20 protein-coding genes, 1 tRNA gene and 1 pseudogene are annotated in these 18765 nt (G+C 68.4%); 8 read left to right on the top strand and 14 right to left on the bottom strand.

All coding sequences use genetic code 11. The annotated features are described in order from the left end of the window. Positions 1-164 precede the first annotated feature (164 nt). Complete coding sequence (rpsT, locus tag ACPYIS_RS08830) at positions 165-461, top strand: 30S ribosomal protein S20 (RefSeq protein ID WP_299019597.1); 297 nt, start codon at positions 165-167, stop codon at positions 459-461. A 184-nt stretch (positions 462-645) separates the two neighbouring features. Here rpsT and ACPYIS_RS08825 read toward each other — a convergent pair whose 3' ends face one another. Continuing rightward, a complete protein-coding gene (locus ACPYIS_RS08825) occupies positions 646-990 on the bottom strand; it encodes a DUF3579 domain-containing protein (RefSeq protein WP_424859515.1) in 345 nt (114 codons plus the stop codon). 226 nt (positions 991-1216) lie between these two features. On the opposite strand from ACPYIS_RS08825, the gene ACPYIS_RS08820 reads away from it, so the two are divergent. Genes ACPYIS_RS08820 through ACPYIS_RS08810 form a run of 3 tightly spaced genes read left to right on the top strand, consistent with a single transcriptional unit; the run spans position 1217 to position 3699 of the window. Continuing rightward, positions 1217-2413 carry an aspartate aminotransferase family protein gene (locus ACPYIS_RS08820; protein WP_424859516.1) on the top strand — a complete coding sequence of 399 codons (1197 nt, stop codon included), beginning with the start codon at positions 1217-1219 and terminating at the stop codon, positions 2411-2413. Continuing rightward, positions 2410-3357, top strand: coding sequence for an ornithine carbamoyltransferase (argF, locus tag ACPYIS_RS08815; RefSeq protein ID WP_424859517.1), 948 nt, complete (start codon positions 2410-2412; stop codon positions 3355-3357). Before ACPYIS_RS08820 ends, argF begins: the two co-directional genes overlap by 4 nt. 27 nt (positions 3358-3384) lie before the next feature. Continuing rightward, positions 3385-3699: a YkgJ family cysteine cluster protein gene (locus ACPYIS_RS08810; RefSeq protein ID WP_299021319.1), complete on the top strand. Its 315-nt coding sequence runs from the start codon at positions 3385-3387 to the stop codon at positions 3697-3699. On the opposite strand, the gene pap is transcribed toward ACPYIS_RS08810, so the two are convergent. Then, entirely contained in the window at positions 3696-5198 is a 1503-nt protein-coding gene (pap, locus tag ACPYIS_RS08805) for a polyphosphate:AMP phosphotransferase (protein WP_424859518.1), read from the bottom strand. The genes ACPYIS_RS08810 and pap overlap by 4 nt on opposite strands. 170 nt (positions 5199-5368) lie before the next feature. On the opposite strand from pap, the gene rpsU reads away from it, so the two are divergent. The 3 genes from rpsU to murI all read left to right on the top strand — a co-directional run bounded on the left by rpsU (position 5369) and on the right by murI (position 7008). After that, positions 5369-5581 (top strand): 30S ribosomal protein S21, encoded by a 213-nt coding sequence (gene rpsU, locus ACPYIS_RS08800; RefSeq protein WP_143901936.1) that lies wholly within the window; start codon positions 5369-5371, stop codon positions 5579-5581. Between the two features lie 107 nt (positions 5582-5688). After that, positions 5689-6150: a GatB/YqeY domain-containing protein gene (locus ACPYIS_RS08795; RefSeq protein ID WP_424894728.1), complete on the top strand. Its 462-nt coding sequence runs from the start codon at positions 5689-5691 to the stop codon at positions 6148-6150. A 21-nt stretch (positions 6151-6171) separates the two neighbouring features. Continuing rightward, positions 6172-7008, top strand: a complete 837-nt coding sequence (gene murI / locus ACPYIS_RS08790) for a glutamate racemase (RefSeq protein ID WP_424859520.1) — start codon at positions 6172-6174, stop codon at positions 7006-7008. A 130-nt stretch (positions 7009-7138) separates the two neighbouring features. Here the strand turns inward: murI and ACPYIS_RS08785 are convergent. The 6 genes from ACPYIS_RS08785 to tolB form a co-directional block, all read right to left on the bottom strand. Further along, positions 7139-7214 (bottom strand) — tRNA-Lys (locus ACPYIS_RS08785). An 83-nt stretch (positions 7215-7297) separates the two neighbouring features. After that, entirely contained in the window at positions 7298-8116 is an 819-nt protein-coding gene (locus tag ACPYIS_RS08780; RefSeq protein WP_299021296.1) for a tRNA threonylcarbamoyladenosine dehydratase, read from the bottom strand. Then, entirely contained in the window at positions 8113-9225 is a 1113-nt protein-coding gene (locus tag ACPYIS_RS08775; RefSeq protein WP_425973493.1) for a YeeE/YedE family protein, read from the bottom strand. Before ACPYIS_RS08775 ends, ACPYIS_RS08780 begins: the two co-directional genes overlap by 4 nt. A gap of 84 nt (positions 9226-9309) precedes the next feature. Beyond that, a complete protein-coding gene (ybgF, locus tag ACPYIS_RS08770; RefSeq protein WP_299021293.1) occupies positions 9310-10131 on the bottom strand; it encodes a tol-pal system protein YbgF in 822 nt (273 codons plus the stop codon). A gap of 8 nt (positions 10132-10139) precedes the next feature. Continuing rightward, positions 10140-10730 carry a peptidoglycan-associated lipoprotein Pal gene (gene pal / locus ACPYIS_RS08765; RefSeq protein WP_299021291.1) on the bottom strand — a complete coding sequence of 197 codons (591 nt, stop codon included), beginning with the start codon at positions 10728-10730 and terminating at the stop codon, positions 10140-10142. Positions 10731-10783: 53 nt separating this feature from the next. Beyond that, positions 10784-12034: a Tol-Pal system beta propeller repeat protein TolB gene (gene tolB, locus ACPYIS_RS08760; protein WP_425973492.1), complete on the bottom strand. Its 1251-nt coding sequence runs from the start codon at positions 12032-12034 to the stop codon at positions 10784-10786. Between the two features lie 316 nt (positions 12035-12350). On the opposite strand from tolB, the gene msbA reads away from it, so the two are divergent. Further along, positions 12351-14105: a lipid A export permease/ATP-binding protein MsbA gene (msbA, locus tag ACPYIS_RS08755; RefSeq protein ID WP_425974112.1), complete on the top strand. Its 1755-nt coding sequence runs from the start codon at positions 12351-12353 to the stop codon at positions 14103-14105. Positions 14106-14133: 28 nt separating this feature from the next. Here msbA and rng read toward each other — a convergent pair whose 3' ends face one another. The 6 genes and pseudogenes from rng to hemF all read right to left on the bottom strand — a co-directional run bounded on the left by rng (position 14134) and on the right by hemF (position 18762). Then, positions 14134-15618, bottom strand: a complete 1485-nt coding sequence (rng, locus tag ACPYIS_RS08750) for a ribonuclease G (protein WP_424860125.1) — start codon at positions 15616-15618, stop codon at positions 14134-14136. A 14-nt stretch (positions 15619-15632) separates the two neighbouring features. Further along, positions 15633-16271, bottom strand: coding sequence for a Maf family protein (locus ACPYIS_RS08745; RefSeq protein WP_299021287.1), 639 nt, complete (start codon positions 16269-16271; stop codon positions 15633-15635). Next, positions 16268-16738 (bottom strand): 23S rRNA (pseudouridine(1915)-N(3))-methyltransferase RlmH, encoded by a 471-nt coding sequence (rlmH, locus tag ACPYIS_RS08740; RefSeq protein WP_299021285.1) that lies wholly within the window; start codon positions 16736-16738, stop codon positions 16268-16270. Before rlmH ends, ACPYIS_RS08745 begins: the two co-directional genes overlap by 4 nt. A gap of 8 nt (positions 16739-16746) precedes the next feature. Then, positions 16747-17187: pseudogene (gene rsfS, locus ACPYIS_RS08735) on the bottom strand (ribosome silencing factor); the annotation flags it as partial. Positions 17188-17191: 4 nt separating this feature from the next. Then, complete coding sequence (gene nadD / locus ACPYIS_RS08730) at positions 17192-17845, bottom strand: nicotinate (nicotinamide) nucleotide adenylyltransferase (protein ID WP_424859522.1); 654 nt, start codon at positions 17843-17845, stop codon at positions 17192-17194. Continuing rightward, complete coding sequence (hemF, locus tag ACPYIS_RS08725) at positions 17842-18762, bottom strand: oxygen-dependent coproporphyrinogen oxidase (RefSeq protein ID WP_299021280.1); 921 nt, start codon at positions 18760-18762, stop codon at positions 17842-17844. Before hemF ends, nadD begins: the two co-directional genes overlap by 4 nt. Between the last annotated feature and the right edge of the window lie 3 nt (positions 18763-18765).

Below are 18765 nucleotides of genomic sequence, written 5' to 3'. Positions count from 1 at the left end.
CACGCGCGCGTCGAAGTATGCCCGAACAAGCTTGCACCCACTTGACTTCGGTCAATCGATGAATGCTTGCGCTTCGGCGCAAACGCCAGCCCCAAGAAATTCTTGCGCGCCTTATAATGGAGGACTTTGCTGGCAACATCCACCAACCCCACAGGAAACGATTCATGGCAAGCAAATCCAAAAAGTCCCCGCGCTTGGCCTCCGGCCGCAAGCGCGCCCGTCAAGACACCAAGCTGAACGCGCACAACAGCTCGCTGCGCTCGCGCTACCGCACCGCGATCAAGAAGGTCGAGAAGGCCGTCGCCGCTGGCGACAAGGCCCAGGCGACCGCGCTGTTCGCCCAGATGCAGTCGATCGTCGACACCATCGCCGACAAAGGCATCTTCCACAAAAACAAGGCCGCCCGCGACAAGAGCCGCCTGTCGGCGAAGGTCAAGGCCCTGGCCACCGCTGCCGCCTGACGGCGACACACCCCCCGCCCGGATGCCGGTGGCCGCCAGCCACCGCCCATCCGCCGTTTGGACCGGGTGCGCTGCCAGCAAAGCCGCACCGAACAGGCCGCCGAGGCGACAGCCCGGCGGCCTGTTTCCATTGGGAGGGTCGCTCGCGCACCCGCCGCCGCGGCGCGCATCCCCCACGCCCGCGTCAGCGCGAACGCCCCGCCGACGACTCGGTCGACGGCGCCTCGGGCAGCAGGCACGCCTCGGTCACGACCAAGTCGTTGTCGCGCGCGAACCCCATCACGAAGTCCCATGCCCGCACGTCGTAATCGCGCAACGCCCGGTCGACGACCACGCACTTGATGCCATTGACGACGGTGGGAATCACCCAAGGCGAATAGCGCAGGTGCCCGCCAGGCCCCTGCCCGGCTTGGGGATGAAACGGGCTCATGACACCCGCCAGCCGCTCGGCCCAATCGCTGGGACGAAACGTCCGGCCACTGCGGGTGACCCCCTGGATGAAGACTTGTTGGGCGTTGGGCGTGACCATCGCGCTGAATGGGCCCCTTGCCGGTGGGCAAGCGGCCATGGTTGGGGTGGACTTCGGCTCCCGCGCGGGGGCCGCGGCAACGCGAGGATCGCTCCCGTCGCCTGACAAGTATTGTATCTTATATAAGACTTGACGCACCCGACGGCAACCCCGCTGCAGAGACAAGAACTAGAATCCAGCGTTGGCCCGCTGGCATTTCTCACCCCAAATCAAAACCCGCACGCCCATGAACGCTCCTGCCGAACCCCACGTGATGTCCACCTACGCCCGCGTGCCCATCATGCTGTCGCATGGGCGCGGCTGTCGTGTCTGGGACGTGGAGGGCCGCGAGTACCTCGACGCGCTGGCGGGTATCGCGGTCAACACGCTGGGCCACGCCCACCCGCGCCTGGTCAAGGCGTTGCAAGAGCAAGTCGAGCGACTCATCCACATCAGCAACTACTACCACCACCCGCTGACCGAGCCGCTGGCCGCCGCGCTGTGCGAGCGCAGCGGGCTGGACAAGGTGTTCTTCTGCTCCACTGGGCTGGAGGCCAACGAGGCGGCGCTGAAGCTGGCGCGCAAGTTCGGCCACGACAAGGGCATCGATCGCCCCCAAATCGTCGTATACGAAAAAGCCTTCCACGGCCGCTCGATCGCCACCCTGTCGGCCACGGGCAACCCCAAGGTGCAAGCGGGCTTCGAGCCGCTGGTCGAGGGCTTTATCCGCGTGCCCATCAACGACCTTGATGCCCTGCGCGCGGCCACCGCGGGCAACCCCAACGTGGTGGCGGTGTTTTTCGAGGCGATCCAGGGCGAAGGCGGTGTCCACCCGCTGTCGCCGGAATACATGGCCGGCGTGCGCGCGCTGTGCGACGAGCACGACTGGCTGCTCATGATCGACGAGGTTCAGTGCGGCATGGGGCGCACGGGCAAATGGTTCGCGCACCAATGGGCCGGCATCCGGCCCGATGTCATGCCGCTGGCCAAAGGGCTGGGCTCGGGTGTGCCCATCGGCGCGGTGGTTGCGGGCCCCAAGGCAGCCCACATTTTTCAGCCGGGCAACCACGGCACCACGTTCGGCGGCAACCCGCTGGCCATGCGCGCGGGGCTGGAGACGATCCGCATCATGGAAGACGAGGGGCTGCTGGACAACGCGGCCAAGGTCGGCACCCATCTGCACACCCAACTGTGGGCGGCGCTGCACGGGGTGCCGGGCGTGCGCGAGATCCGCGGCAAAGGGCTGATGCTGGGCATCGAGTTGGACCGCCCGTGCGGCGACTTGGTGCAGCGGTGTGCGCGGGCCGGCCTGTTGCTGTCGGTCACGGCCGAGCGGGTGATCCGCCTCGTGCCGCCGTTGATTCTGACGCACGCCGAAGCCGACGAAATCGTGGCCAAACTGGTGCCGCAGGTGCGGGCCTTCCTGAACGAGACGAGCGCATGAAACACTACCTGCAGTTCAAGGACTTGACCGCCGACGAATACGCGTATTTGTTCGTGCGCGCGGCGTTCGTCAAGCACAAGTTCAAGGCGGTCGAACGCTACCAGCCATTTGCCGACCCCGACCGCACGTTGGCCATGATCTTCGAGAAGGCGAGCACGCGCACGCGCGTGAGCTTCGAGGCGGGCATGTACCAGATGGGTGGCTCCGTCGTGCACCTGACCACGGGCGACAGCCAGCTTGGCCGCAGCGAGCCCATCGAGGACACCGCGCGCGTCATCAGCCGCATGGTCGACCTCGTCATGATCCGTACCTTCGAGCAAAGCAAGATCGAGCGCTTTGCCGCACACTCGCGCGTGCCCGTCATCAACGGGCTAACCAACGAGTTTCACCCCTGCCAGATCCTGGCCGATCTGTTCACCTGGCTGGAGTACCGCGGCCGACGTGCCGACGGCTCGATCGACCCCGCGGCGCTGCGCGGCATCACCGTGGCCTGGGTGGGCGACGGCAACAACATGGCCAACACCTGGCTGCAAGCGGCGCAGATTCTGGGCTTTCGCGTGCACATCAGCACGCCCCGCGGCTATGAGGTCGACCCCGCGGTGGCCGGTGTGCCGCCGGGCGACTTCTGGCAGGTGTTCGACGACCCGATGGACGCCTGCCGTGGCGCCGACCTGGTCACCACCGACGTGTGGACGAGCATGGGCTTCGAGGCCGAAAACGAGGTGCGCAAGCAAGCGTTTGCCGCCTGGTGCGTGACCCCGGCCATGATGGCGGTGGCGAAGCCGGACGCCTTGTTCATGCACTGCCTGCCCGCCCACCGCGGCGAAGAGGTCGCGGCCGAGGTGATCGATGGACCTCAGTCCGTCGTCTGGGACGAAGCCGAAAACCGCATGCACGTGCAAAAGGCCTTGATGGAGTATTTGCTGCTGGGCCGCCTGGCCTGAAACACCCGTCGCCCCCATCGGACGCCCATGAGCGACTGCCTGCGCTGTGGCGCGTGCTGCGCCCATTTTCGCGTCGACTTCTCCGTTTACGAAACCGCCTCGTGCGGCGGCAGTGTCCCCGATGGCTTGGTGGTGGAGGTGGCAGGTGCCACGGTGCGCATGCGCGGCACCGATCACTGGCCACCGCGCTGTGCGGCGCTGACGGGCACACTCGGCGAGCGCGTCGCCTGTGCCATCTACGAGTGGCGCCCGTCACCGTGCCGCGAGTTCGAGGCCGGCAGCGACGCGTGCGCGCGGGCCCGCGCGCGGCATGGCTTGCCCGCCCTGGCTGCGGACGGCTAGACCCCGTGCTTGCGCGGCTGCCGCTGCAACGCCGCCTCGACCTGCTGACACAGCGTGCGCAGCACCTCGATGCGTGACCACAGCTTGTCGTCCGACGCCACGATGTGCCATGGCGCCACCCGGGTCGAGGTGCGATCCACCATGTCCTGCACCGCGCGCTCGTAGGCGGGCCACTTTTCCCGGTTGCGCCAATCCTCGGGGGTGATCTTGAACTGCTTGTGCGGTGTCGTCTCGCGCTCGCGAAAGCGCCGAAGCTGCTCCTCAGGCGTGATGGCCAGCCAGAACTTGACGATGATCACGCCCGCCTCGGCCAGCTCCTCCTCGTAGGCATTGATCTCGCCGTAAGCGCGCATCCAGTCGGCCTCGCTGCAAAAGCCCTCCACCCGCTCCACCAATACCCGGCCGTACCAGGAGCGGTCGAAGATGACCGCCCGACCATGGGGCGGAATGTAGCGCCAGAAGCGCCACAGATAGGGCTGGGCGCGCTCGTTTTCGTTCGGCGCGGCCACCGGCACCACCCGATAAAAGCGTGCATCGAGCGCTTGCGTGATGCGCCGGATGGTGCTGCCCTTGCCCGCCGCGTCCATGCCTTCGAACACCACCACCAGCGAGCGCTCGCGCAGGCGCGCGTCGCGGCTGAGCAGATTCAAGCGGCCCTGCCAGCGCTCGAGCAACCGGTCGTAGCGCTCGCGCGGCAGGCGCCGGCTGTAGTCTTGCGCCCGCAGCAACGTCACGTCATCCGTGCCCGTCTCGATCACGCTGGGCGGCAGGGGCGGCGTGGGCGGGGCTGGCTTGGCCGTGTGCTGCAGCACCGACAGCAGATGCCGCCCGGCGGTCAGCTCGCGATAGCACACGTCACTGCCCTCGATCACGATCCAGGGTGCCTCGCCCAGGCTTGTCTTGCGCAACGCTTCGTCGCTGGCCTCGATGAATTCGTCGTAGTGCTTCAGGTGCTCGCGCTCGCGCGGGCCAATGCGCCACGCCGTGCGAGGGTCGGCCGCCAAATCCTTCAAGCGCCGCCTGGCTGCTTTCTTGGACAGATGGAACCAGAACTTGACCAGCACCACCCCCTCGGCCACCAGCATGCGCTCGAACTGGCGAATGCGCTCGAGCCGGTGCACAAACCGGTCGGCGTCGTCGTCACCCATCACCCGTGCTAGGATGGGGTCGGTGTACCATGAGCCGAACAGCATGGCGATGCGCCCTTTGGGCGGCAACACCTGCCAAAAGCGCCACATCTCGGGCCAGCGGCGCTCCTCCGGCGTCATGGCATCGAACGCCTCCGTGCGGATGTGGCGCGGGTCCATCCAGGCATTGAGCGTGTTGACCGTCTCGCTGCGCCCTGCCCCATCGACACCGTTGATGAGCACCACCACCGCCCGATCGGCACGGCGCAACAGCTCATATTGGGCGTCGAGCAATGCGGCGCGCAAGGCCGGCACCTCTGCCTTGTAGGTCGCGCGATCGATGCGGTGACCGATCTCGGCCGAATCGAACATCCTCGAGCCCTCCTCTGCCCAAATGGATCTTGCTATAATACTGGTCTTTGCTGGCAAAGCCTCGTCTGCCGTGATCACCTTGTCGACGAGGAACCCTTGCCAGGCAAGCCCCGTCGGGTCTGATCTTCCCCACGTGCGGCCCCTGGCGCACTTTCGGAAACCATTGGCCAATGACCACCATCCGCGTTAAAGACAACGAACCGTTCGACGTCGCCCTGCGCCGCTTCAAGCGCACGATCGAAAAGCTGGGCCTGCTCAACGAGCTGCGCGCCCGCGAGTTCTACGAAAAGCCCACCGCCGAGCGCAAGCGCAAAAAGGCAGCCGCTATCAAGCGCCACCTCAAGCGTGTGCGCTCGCAACAGCTGCCGCAGCGCCTGTACTGAACGGGGCGCCACCCCACTCGGCTTGCGCCGACCCCCAAGCCCGCCCGAGGACGCTCCGGCGGGCTTGCGTATTGGTATCGACACCGCTGATACGGAGCGACCCTGCCATGTCTATGAAAGACCGCATCACCGACGACATGAAAGCCGCCATGCGCGCCAAAGACAGCGCGCGCCTGGGCGCCATCCGACTGCTGCTGGCCGCCATCAAGCAGAAGGAAGTGGACGAGCGCACCACGCTGGATGACACCGGCGTCGTCGCGGTGGTGGACAAGTTGCTCAAGCAGCGCCGCGACTCGATCGCCGCCTATGAACAAGCGGGTCGCACCGATCTGGCGGACCAAGAACGCGCCGAAGCCGCCGTGCTGGAAGCCTACCTGCCCGCACGACTGGATGCCGCGGCGATTGCCACCGCCGTCCAGGGCATCGTCGCCCGTGTCGCGGCCGATTTGGGTCGCGCGCCCACGCCCACGGACATGGGCAAAGTCATGGCGCTGGCCAAAGCCGAGCTCGCCGGGCAGGCCGACATGGCGCAGGTATCCGCTGCGGTCAAGGGCGCGCTGGCTGGCTGAACCGCCCGCACCCCACCGTCCATGACGACGGCTCCTGACCTCGCGCCCGCCGAGGCCCCGATTGGCGTCTTCGACTCCGGCGTCGGTGGCTTGTCGGTACTGCGCGAAATCCACCGCCTGCTGCCCGGCGAAGACCTCATCTACGTCGCCGACTCGGGCCATGCGCCCTATGGCGACAAGCCTCCAGCTTTCGTACAGGCGCGGGCTGAACACATCCTGCGGCAACTGCGGCGTGCGGGGTGCAAGGCGGTCGTGGTGGCCTGCAACACCGTCACGGGCCTGTCCATTCAGGCCCTGCGCGCGCAGCACCCCGGGTGGCCATTGGTGGCCATCGAGCCGGCCGTCAAACCCGCGGCTGCGCTGACGCGCAGCGGCGTCATTGGCGTGCTGGCCACGCGCAACACGGTCGCCAGCCCAGGGCTGACCCGCCTCATCGCCGAGTACGCGGCGGGTGTGCAGGTACTGCGCCAAGCCTGTCCCGGCTGGGTCGAGCGCGTCGAGCGCGGCGAACTGGACGGTCCCGATACCGAAGCGGCCGTGGCCGACCGCGTGCAACCGCTGCTGGATGCCGGTGCCGACGTCCTGGTGCTGGGCTGCACCCACTACCCGTTCTTGCTGCCCGTCATTCAACGCATCGCGGGTCCGTCCGTCGCGATCCTCGACCCCGCCCCCGCCGTGGCGCGTGAACTGGCGCGCCGGCTGACCGAAGCCGGGCTACTCAACTCCCGCCCACGAGGGGGAATGGTGCGCTTTTGGACCAGCGGGGACCTCACGCAGACCGGCACTGTGATCGCCCGGCTGTGGGGCAGCGACACACAGCCCGAGCGCTTGGTGGGGGAGAATACGGCCGAGCCCTGAGCGGATCTTTCTGGGATCTGACCTTCACGGCAGCAACCAATTCACCCGGGTAAACAGGGCGTCGGTCACAGCTTGGACACGCAAGAAACCCGCAGCCGACGGGAAACGTTGCGCAACCCTTTGATTTATCTGGTGGGTCGTGCAGGATTCGAACCTGCGACCAACGGATTAAAAGTCCGCTGCTCTACCGACTGAGCTAACGACCCCTCATTCGCGACAGCTCTCTACTGCACCGCGCGAAAGCTCACATTATAGCAACAATTTCAAGCGTTTTTGCCGCGTAAGGCGCTCAGGCATCGCTAGCGATGGCATCCATCACCCAACCCGCGGCGCACAGGCCAAAGGTAGCGGTGACCGCCACGCTAGAGCCGTAGCCGTGGCAGTTGAGCGAGCCGTCCGGCATCCCTGCCGCCATGCAGGCAGCATCGGGTGGCCGCACGGCCTCGCGGCTAAAAACCGCGGTCACCCCGATGGCACCCTGGCGCGGCGCGCCGTGCGCCTTGCGCAGGCGTTGCCGCAGCTGCGCCAGCAGGGGGTCGTGGGTGGCGAACGCGATGTCGGCGATTTCGACCTGCTCGCCCCGACGCTTGCCGCCGGCCGCGCCCACGGTCACGAACCGCACGTGCTCATCCCGGCTCCAGGCGGCCAGCGTGACTTTGGCCGCCATCTGATCGCAGGCATCGATGACGGCCAGCGGCCCCTGCATGCCTTGCTGCGCACGAGCGTGCGCCAGCAACGAGAGCCAGTTGTCGGGCGTGACGAAGTCGTCGATCGCCAGCACGTGGCAGCCGGGGTGAATGGCGGCGATACGCGCGCGCATGGCCTCGACCTTGGCCTGGCCGTAGCTGCCCTCGAGCGCATGGATCTGGCGGTTGGTGTTCGACTCGGCGATGTGATCCAGATCGATGAGGGTGATGCGCCCCACCCCACTGCGCGCGAGTGCCTCCGCGGCCCAAGAACCGACACCGCCGATGCCGACGACGATCACGTGGGCGTCGAAGATGCGCTGCGCCCCACCCGGCCCGTACAGTCGACGCAAGCCGCCAAAGCGGCGTTCGAAGTCAGCCGCGCCCTGTCCGATCTCGGTGGCAGACGGCTCGGCGCTCACTCGCGTTCCAACAACCACAGCTGGAGCCGCAGACCCGCGACGGCACCCAGCAGGATACCTGCGAAGGCCACGACACTGGTCAGGCTCAGCGTCGAGACACCGGACAAGCCCTGCCCAATGGTGCAGCCCATGGCGGTGACACCGCCCACCCCCATGCACAGCGCCCCCACCAGATGCAGCGCGGTGTCACGCGTGCCCGCGAAGCCCTCCCAACGGAAGGTGCGCGTGGCCAGTGCGTGTGCCAGCGCCCCGGCCACCACACCCAGAACCGAGACCACGCCGAGACTCAGCACCTTGTTTTGGTCGCTGAAATAGATCAACCAGTCCAGCGTATAGGCCATGGGGGCGGTGAAGGTGAGCGCCTCCATGCGACCGCTGTTGGTGGCCACGAAGACGGGCTCCAGCGTCTCGGGGTGCTCGGGCACGAAGCCCAAATGTCCCGTCACCCACCACATGGCCACGACGGTCGCGCCGATGCCCAGACCGGCGAGCCACGCCTGGGACGAGCGGCGCACGCCGTCATCCCAAGCCGCCCAAACGATGAGCGCAAACCCCACACCGACACCGATCCAGAGGGCTGCCGTGGCCGACCAACCCAGGTGCGCTGCCAGCCAGAGCGACAGCGGACTGCCGGGCTGCATCTCGAACGCGATCCGATCCACCGTGCGATCCCGCAGCACGGCGGTGATGCCGCGCAGCGTCGCAAACGCCGCCACGCCCATGACGAAAAACACGACAACGGACTTCAGGCTCCCCCCCCCGATGCGCACCAGCGTCTTGCTACCGCACCCAGACCCCAGCACCATCCCAAAGCCGAACAGCGCGCCACCGACGAGGGCCGACAGCCAAATCACGCGCCCACTGTAGTAAATGGTTTGTGTGGGGTCGATCCAGCCGACTGCGGCCATACCATGAAACCCCACCATGGCCACGCCAATGGCCATGATCCACATGCGCATGCGCGTCCAGTCGCCCATGTTGACGATGTCGCTGACCGCGCCCATGGTGCAAAAGTGGGTGCGGTGCGCGATGGCACCAAACAGGGCCGAGACGACGAACGCTGCCCCGAGAACGGTGTGATACAGGGATTGAAAAGCCGCAGAATCCATGGTGTTGCGCTCGGTAGAGGGCCAGATTCTACGGCCCTACGTCCGGCGCCGCGCTGCGCCATGGCCGCGCGGGCGGCATGGGCGTCAGCGCAGACGCGCCAAGCGGTCGCGTGCGGTGGCCGCGGCCTCGGAGTCGGGGTAGCGCGCGACGAGTGCCTGCCACGTGGCGCGCGCCGCTTTCGCGTCCTTGAGCTCGAGCTGACAACTGGCCACGGCCAGCATCGCCTCGGGCGCCCGCGGGTGTTTGGGAAACTGCTCCAGCAGCCGCTGGTAGCTCTGGATGGCGGCGGCGTAGTCGCGTGCCGCATACAGCGCATTGCCGCGCCAGTACAGGGCCAGGGGAGCGTAGCCGCTGTCGGGATAGCGTGCCAGAAAGCTCGCGTAGGCCTGCGCCGCGCGGGCGAACTCGGAGGCCCGCAGGGCGGCCATCGCGGCCTCGAACGCCGCCTTCTCGTCCGGGCGGGCGGTGAACTCGACCCCCTCGACGCTGACCTTGATGGGCTCCAGTGCGCGCAGCCGCTCATCGAACGCCGCTAGGGCGTCGCGCTGCTGGCGCTGGACGTCGGCCACGTCGCGCGCCAGGCGCTCCTGCTGGCCGCGCAGTTCGGCCAACTCGCGCCGCAGCGCCTCGATTTGGTTGACCACGTCGAGCGTGCCCCGCCGCGCGGCGTCGCCACCGGCGCGCAGCTCCTGCAACTGGCGCTCGGCGGCTTCGAGCGCTTGGCGTTGGGTCTCCAGCGTCTGGCGCTGTGCCTCGAGCCGAGCGCGCAAATCCAGAATGGCGCGCCGCGCCTCGTCGTCGCTGAAAATCGCATGGGCGGGCGTGGCGACGGCGAGCCAAACCGCGGCCAGCGCACCCGCCGCGGCACCGCGCAGGCCGCAACCCGAAAAGCGCGAACGCATCATGGCCATCTTCACCGGTATTGCAGCTCGACGCGGCGGTTGCGGCTCCACACCGCTTCACCGCTACCCTCGACCGCGGGTTTTTCTTTGCCGTAGCTGACCGCCTCCATCTGCGACTCTTGCACACCGAGCAGCGCGAGAGCACGGCGCACGGCGTCGGCGCGTTTTTGGCCCAGGGCCAGGTTGTATTCGCGTGTGCCGCGCTCGTCGGTGTGGCCTTCCAGCACCACGCGGCGCTGGCGGTCGGCATTGAGGAAACGCGCGTGCGCCTCCAGCGTCGCCATGTACTCCGGCTTGACCGTGTACGAGTCGAAGTCGAAGTAGATGACGCGCTCGACGTTGGCGGGCGGCTGGGCCTGTCCGGGCTGTGAGGTTTGCACCGGCACCACGGTGCGGCCGTCCACGGAGGCACCCGCCGCGCCCGAGCCCGCGCCTGCACCCGCCGCACCGGCCGGGCTCACGGGCGTTGGCGTGCGGTCGGTGACCGGCGCTGCTTCATCAAGCTTGACGCTGGAGCAGCCCGCCAGTACGGCAGCCGCCAGCAGGGCGGCGCCCAGACGGGGAATCGGGAAAAGACGAACCGTGGTGGACAGAGATTTCATGGCCGAAACAGTGGATGGGAAGGGAACAAGTGAAACGGAAAAAAATCAGCAGATCACGCGGGGAACGGCCCCCAGTCGGGCTCACGCACGTTGCCGCTGGCAGCCAGTCGCGTTTTGATGCGACCGTCGAGCGTGGTCGTCATCAGCGACTCGCGGCCCTGCACCCGGGTGGCATACATGATGAGGCGTCCGTTGGGGGCAAAGCTCGGGCTCTCGTCGGCGGCGGTGTCGGTCAACGACGTGACGGTACCGCTGGACAGGTCCATGAGCCGCAGCCGGAAAGCGTCCCCGATGCGAGAAACGAATGCCAAGTGCCGCCCGTCGGGGCTGACCGCGGGCGAGACGTTGTAGCTGCCCTCGAAGGTGACGCGTGTGACCTCGCGTCCGTCGGGGGTCATGCGGTAGATCTGCGGCGAGCCCCCGCGGTCGCTGACGAAATAGACCGCCTTGCCGTCGGGCGCGAACGCGGGTTCGGTGTCGATGCCGCCCGTTTGCGTGATGCGTTGCGGCGCGCCGCCGTCGAGGTCAAGCGCGTAAATCTGCGAGCTGCCGGCCAGCGTGAGCGTGGCGTACAGCCGACGCCCGTCGGGCGACCAGGCGGGCGCGCTGTTGGAGCCCCGAAAACTCGCCAACAGCCGCCGGCGACCGGTGGCGATGTCGTGCGCATAAATCACGGGCTTGAGCGCCTCGAAAGAGACGTACGCCAACTGCGCGCCATTGGGCGACCAGGCGGGCGAGATGATGGGCTCACGGCTCGTCAAGGCGGGCTGGGCGTTCTCGCCGTCGGCATCGGCCACCCACAGCTGGTGGCGCTCGCCGTTTTTGCTGACATAGGCGATGCGGGTGGAAAAGACCCCACGCTCGCCAGTGAGCTTCTCGTACACGTAGTCGGCGATGCGGTGCGCGGCCAGGCGCAGGTCGGCCGCGCCCACGGGATAGCTCAGTCCCCCCAGGTCGGTGCCGCGCACCGCGTCCCACAACCGGAACCGCACGTCGAACCGTCCGTCGGCCAGCCGACGCACGCTGCCAGTGAGCAGGGCATCCGCTCCCTGACTACGCCAGGGCGCGAGATCGGGCCGGGCCATCTCGTCCAGCACCGTGGTGCCACCCGGCAATTGGCGCAACCGCCCGCTGCGCACCAGATCGGCCGCGACGATGGCCGCCACGTCCTGCGGCAGGCCCGCGGGCACGGCAAATGGCGCCACGGCAAATGGAATCTGCGGCACGCCCACGCCGGTGACCTCGACACGAAACTGGGCGCGTGCCAAGCCGCTGACTGCCGCCAGCGTACCGGCGGCAGTCATGGCCAACCAACGGCGGCGCGTGGGCCCCAGGCAGCAGGACGGCAGCGGGCCTGCCGGTGGGCGAAACGACGCTCCAACGAACGAGGAATGGATGGACGTCATGAACAAGCAAACGAAGCTAAAAAACGACGGCCCGCCTGCCTGCGGCGCGCATTGGCGAGGCCACGGTCGATAATACCGGAACGCGGATGACGATCCTGGGTGGGTCGCACCGCCAAGAAAGTTCCCGCCCCTGCCTGGGCATCCGATCCGCTCGACCTTGCCGAACCCGACTCCGGACCCCCAAACCACCGTGCCCCCTGCGGCCTCGCAAACCATGGCGCGGCGCCTGTGGCGGCTGTGGCCATACTTCCGCCCGGCGCGCGCGGGGCTGGTCATGGCGTTCGTGGGTGCGCTGCTGGCGGCGTCGACCGAACCGGCCATCCCTGCGCTGCTCAAGCTGCTACTCGACGAGGGTTTCATCGGCGGCGGTCTGCCCCTGTGGTCGGTGCCAGTGGCCCTCATCGGTCTGTTTGCGGTGCGCGGGGTGGCCACGTTCGTGGCGCAATACGGCCTGGCCTACACCGCCAACGGCGGCATGCTGGCGCTGCGGCAAGCGATGTTCGAGCGCCTGGGCGAGGCCGACTTGCGCCTGTTTGCGGATCAAAACGCCAGCCGTCTTTCCAACACCGTGGTCTACGAAGTGCAAAACGGCGCGGCGCAATTGGTCGGCGCGCTGCTGACGCTGGTGCGCACGGTGTTGACGATCGCCGCGCTGCTGGCCTATTTGCTGTGGCTCAACTGGCAGCTCACGCTGATCGTGCTGGCGATGTTCCCGCCCCTGTCGTGGGGCATGAAGGCGCTGTCGCGGCGGCTGTACCAAGTCACGCGGCGCAGCCAGCAAGCCACCGACGAGTTGGCCTACGTGGTGGAAGAAAACGTGCTGGCGCACCGCATGGTGCGGCTGCATGGCGCCCAAGCGCAGCAAGAGCGCCGCTTTGCCGGGCTCAACCGGGCGCTGCGTTCGCTGGCGCTCAAGAGCACGGTGGCCGCCGCGGCCATGACGCCGCTGTCGCAAATCCTGGCTGCCACGGCTCTGTCGGCCGTCATCATGGTGGCGCTGCACCAGGCCGCCGGCGGCGTGTCGGTGGGCAGCTTCGTCGGGTTCGTGACGGCGATGCTGATGCTCATCACCCCGATCCGGCAGTTGGCCGACATCGCGACCCCGATCACGCGCGGGCTGGCGGCGCTGGAGCGCGGCATCGAACTCATCGAGTACGCGCCGGCCCAGCACGGCGGCGGCCACGATGGCGGACGCGCGCGCGGTCGCCTCACGCTGGAGGGGGTGTGGGTGCGGTTTGCGGGGCGGCCGGGGGCGGCGCTGCGCGGCGTGTCGCTCGACATCGCGCCCGGTGAGGTGGTGGCACTGGTTGGCCCCTCCGGGGCGGGCAAGACGACGCTGGTCAACCTGTTGCCGCGCTTCGTGTCCCCCAGCCGGGGGGTGGTCCGGCTGGACGGCGTGGATGTGCGCGACTGGGACTTGCGCAGCCTGCGTCGACAGTTTGCGATGGTCAGCCAGGACGTCGTCATGTTCAACGACACGGTGCTGGCCAACGTGGCGCTGGGCGACGACCATCCCGACGAGCAACGCGCACGGGCGGCGCTGGAGGCGGCCAACCTGGGCGACTGGTGGACGACGCTGCCACAGGGCCTGCATACGGTGGTGGGCCACAACGCGGCGCAACTCTCCGGCGGGCAGCGTCAGCGGCTGGCGATTGCGCGCGCCCTCTACAAAGATGCCCCGGTACTGATTTTGGACGAAGCGACCTCGGCCCTGGATAACGAATCCGAACGCCTGGTGCAGGAGGCGCTGGCCCGCCTGATGGCGGGCCGCACGACATTGGTCATCGCGCACCGCCTCTCGACCATCGAGCACGCCGACCGCATCGTCGTGCTGGAAGAGGGCCGCATCGTCGAGCAGGGTACCCACACCGAGCTGCTGGCCACCGGGGGCCTGTACGCGCGGCTGCATGCGCGGGGGCGTGCGGGCTGGATCGACGACGGCGAGAGCGGGACCGAACCCGAAACCTGACCCCGCCGCGACCGGGTGCGGGCAGCGCCTACAACAGCACGATGTCGTATTGCTCCTGCGTCATGCCGCTTTCGCTCTGCAACGAGATGGGCTTGCCGATGAAGTCCGACAGGCCCGCGAGGTGGGCGCTTTCCTCGTCCAGGAAACGCTCGATCACCTGCGGCGCGGCGATGATGCGGAACTCACGCGGATCGAACGCACGCGCCTCGCGCAAGATCTCGCGCAAGATGTCATAGCACACGGTGCGCGTGGTGCGCACCCGCCCGCGCCCGCCGCACGCGGGGCACGGCTCGGTCAGCATTTGCGCCAGCGACTCGCGCGTGCGCTTGCGCGTCATCTCCACCAGCCCCAACTGCGAAAACCCGCCGATCATGGTCTTGACCCGATCGCGCGCGAGCTGCTTGCGCAGCTCGGCCAGCACCGCCTCGCGGTGGTCGTCGCGCACCATGTCGATGAAGTCGATGACGACGATGCCGCCCAGGTTGCGCAATCGCAACTGGCGCGCGATCGCTTGCGCCGCCTCCAGGTTGGTGCGAAAGACGGTGTCGTCGAAATTGCGCGCGCCGACGAAGCCACCGGTGTTGACATCGATGGTGGTCAGCGCCTCGGTCTGGTCGAACACCAGATAGCCGCCGGACTTCAGATCGACGCGCCGCCCCAGCGCGCGTTCGATCTCCTCATCGACGTGGTAGGGCTCGAAAATGGGCCGCTCGCCGCGGTACAGCACCAGCCGCTCGGCCACCTGCGGCGTGAACTCCTGCGCAAACGCCTGCAGTGCGGCAAACTGCTCGCGCGAGTCGACCTGGATCGAGCGCGTCTGCGGCCCGGCCAGGTCGCGCAGCACGCGCTGCGTCAGGCTCAGCTCCTCGTACAGCAGCGCGGGCGGCGCCACCTGCACCGCGCGCTCGCGGATGCGGGCCCAGGTTTTGCGCAGGTAGGCGATGTCGTCGGCCAGCTCCTCGTCGCTGGCGTCTTCGGCGTTGGTGCGCAAAATGAACCCACCGCCGCCCTCGCCCGCCAGGGTCAGCAGGCGCTGGCGCAGGGCCTCGCGTTGCACGTGCGGGATTTTTTGCGACACGCCGATGTGCGCGTCGTGCGGCAAAAAGACCAGCAGCCGTCCGGCGATGCTGATCTGGGCGGTCAGGCGCGCGCCCTTGCTGCCGATCGGGTCCTTGAGCACCTGCACCAGGATCGACTGCCCCTCGAAGACCTGCCGCTCGATGGGCGGGACGGCGCCTGTCTCGGTCTCACCGGTGCGCCCGCCCCCGTGGCGGGCCTGAATCTGCGGCAACAAGTCCGCCACGTGCAAAAAGGCGGTGCGCTCCAGCCCGATGTCGATGAACGCCGACTGCATGCCCGGCAACACGCGCTGCACGCGCCCGACGTAAATGTTGCCCACGAGGCCACGCTCGAGCGAGCGCTCGAGCCACACTTCCTGCACCGCGCCCTGCTCGATGAGCGCGACGCGGGTTTCTTGCGGCGACCAGTTGATGAGGATGTCGTGCGAGGCCATCATGGCGCATCAGCTTACAGCAGGCGCAGGCCAGCGCGGCGCAGCAGTTCGGCGGTTTCGTAGGCGGGCAGGCCCATGATGCCGGTGTAGCTGCCCTGGATGCGCCGCACCCACAGACCAGCCAGCCCCTGGATGCCGTAGGCGCCCGCTTTGCCGAACGGCTCCCCCGTCGCGACGTAGGCGTCGATTTCCTCGGCCGACAAGGGCTTGAAGGTGACCGTGGAGCGGTTCACGGCGAGCGCCTCGCGCCCCGCCCAGGCGAGCGCCACCGCGGTGAGTACCTGGTGACGGCGCCCCGACAGGCGCTGCAACAGGCGCGTCGCGTCGGCGGCATCCGCAGGCTTGCCCAAAATGTCGCCGCCATCGGCCACGGTGGTGTCGGCGCACAGCACCACACCGGGCGGCCAGCCGCGCTGGCGGCGCCGCGCCTCGGCCGCGCGCAGCTTCAGCCGGGTGACCCGGCGCACGTACGCCAGCGGGGCCTCGCCGGGCAAGACACCTTCGAGCACCTCGGCGTCTTCGCTGGCGTCGGGCAACAGCGGCACGCAGGTCACCCCCCACTGTTCGAGCAGCGCCCGCCGTCGCGGGCTTTGCGAAGCGAGATAGACCCAGGGCCGACCGTCGGCGGGAAGCGAGGGAGGGACGTGGCTCATTCGCGGTGGTAGGGGTGTCCGGTGTTGATGGACCAGGCCCGGTAGAACTGCTCGATGAGCAGCACGCGCGCCAGGGCATGCGGTAACGTCAGGTCCGACAGGCGCAGCCGCCAGCGGGCGGCCTGCCGCAGCCCCGGGTCCAGCCCGTCGGGGCCGCCGATGACGAACGCGACGTCGATGCCGTCGAGTTGCCACTGGCGCAGGCGCGCGGCCAGCTCGACCGTGGTGCAGCGCTCGCCGCGCTCATCCAGCACGACCAGCCGGGCCCCCTTGGGGCAGGCCGCCTCCAGCCGCTGGCGCTCGGCCGCCATCAGGGCCTCGGGGGCCTTGCCGCCGCCGCGCGGCTCTGCCTTGACAGTGCGCAGGTGCATGCGCACCTCGGGTGGCAAGCGCCGGGCGTAGTCCTCATAGGCCGCTTCGGCCCAGTCCGGCAGGCGCTGTCCCACCGCCAGCAGGTGCCACTTCATGCCGCGTCGTCGGCCACCCGGCGGCGGCGCCGAGGCGCTGCGGCAGGGGTGGCTTCGGCCGCGGCCCGCGGCGCCGCCGACGGCGGCGCCTTGCGCAGGCGCACCGGCTTGCCGCCCCAGATTTCCTCCAGCCGGTAATACTGCCGGATGGCGGGCTGCATCACGTGCACCACGGCCTGGCCACAGTCCACGATGATCCACTCGCCATTGTCCTCCCCTTCGACGCGGGGTTTGGCAAACCCGGCTTCGGCCACCTTGTCGCGCACGCTCGCGGCCAGCGCCTTGGTTTGGCGATTGGACGTGCCGCTGGCGATGATGACGCGCTCGAACAGCGGCGTGATGGCTTCGGTGTTGAACACCTGGATGTCTTGCGCCTTGACGTCTTCGAGGCCATCGACGATGGCGCGCTGGAGTTTGCGAATCTGGCGTTGGGCAGCGGTTTCGGTCATGGAGTCAAGCAGTGGAGTCGGACGGCCCGCCCGTGGCGCGGTAGAGCCCGTGTTCGGAAATATACCGCGCCACGGCGGGCAGCACCAGCGCCGCGGCCGCGTTCCCCGCGTCACCCGCCTGCCAGCGGGCGCGCAGCGCCGTGGCGCTGAGGTCGATGGGGGGCAAGCGCAGCGGCACGAATGGCAGGCCCACAGCCGCCAGGTCGGGCAAGGCCGCCCCAACCCCCGCCAGCGGCCGGTTGGCCACCGCCACGGTGGCCAGGCGCAGAATGTCTTCCCAACGGTGCCAAGTGCGCAGGGCCAACCACTGGTCGGCCCCGACCACCAGATACAACTGTGCCTGCGGGTATTCGGCGTGCAGCCCGCACAGCGTGTCGATGGTGTAGGTGGGGCCGCTGCGCCGGGTTTCGCGCGCATCGATGGACACCCGCGCCAGGTCGCCGAAGGCCAGCTCGCACATCGCCAGCCGGTGCTCGGCCGCCGTTAGCGGCCGCGTCTTGTGCCACGCCTGCCCGGTCGGCACGATCAGCAGCCGATCCAGCGCCAACTGGTGCAACGCCGCCTCGGCCACGGCGCGGTGGGCACGGTGCGGCGGGTCAAACGCGCCGCCAAACACGCCGATACGCGGCGGCGCGGGCGCTGCGGCGGCGGCCGTCACAGCCAGTCCCGGCGCACCAAGAATTCGGTCAGCAACCGGTGCTCGGGCGTGCCGGGCTGCGGCCGCTCGTCATACGCCCAGCGCACCAGCGGCGGCATGGACAGCAGAATCGATTCGGTGCGCCCGCCCGACTGCAGGCCGAAGTGCGTGCCGCGGTCCCACACCAGGTTGAACTCGACATAGCGGCCGCGCCGGTAGAGCTGGTGCTGGCGCTCGCGCTCGCCCCAGGGCATGTCCTTGCGCCGCTGCACGATGGGCAGGTAGGCGTGCAAAAAGGCGTCGCCGACGGCGCGCGTCATGGCAAAGCCGCCCTCGAAGCCGAGTTCCGAGAAGTCGTCGTAGAAGATACCGCCGATGCCGCGCTGCTCGCCGCGGTGGCGCAGGCAGAAGTAGTCGTCGCACCAGGCTTTGAAGCGCGGGTACTTGTCGGCACCGAACGGCGCCAGCGCCTGCGCGCAGATACGGTGGAAATGCCGCGCGTCCTCTTCAAAACCGTAGTAAGGCGTGAGGTCCATGCCGCCGCCAAACCAGCTCACCGGCTCGCCGCCGCCCACGGGGCGGGCGGTGATCATGCGCACGTTCATGTGCACCGTGGGCACGTAAGGGTTGCGCGGGTGAAAGACCAACGACACGCCCAGTGCCTCGAACGGCGCGCCCGCCAGTTCGGGCCGGTGCTGCGTGGCCGAGGGTGGCAATTTCGGGCCACTGACATGCGAGAACCCGCAGCCCGCGCGCTCGAATACCGCGCCACCCTCCAGAATCTGGGTCACGCCATTGCCCTGCAGCGGCTCGCCGGGCGCTTTCTCCCAGGCGTCGGACAGAAAGGATCGGCCATCGATCTCCGCGATGGCGCTGGTGATGCGCTGCTGCAATCCGAGCAGGTATTCGCGCATCTGGGAAACGGGCTCGAGGGCCATGGA

Origin of the sequence: Tepidimonas sp. HKU78, from assembly GCF_049860815.1 — a bacterium.
Classification (GTDB): Bacteria; Pseudomonadota; Gammaproteobacteria; order Burkholderiales; family Burkholderiaceae_C; genus Tepidimonas.
This window is presented reverse-complemented; position numbering and strand designations above follow the sequence as displayed.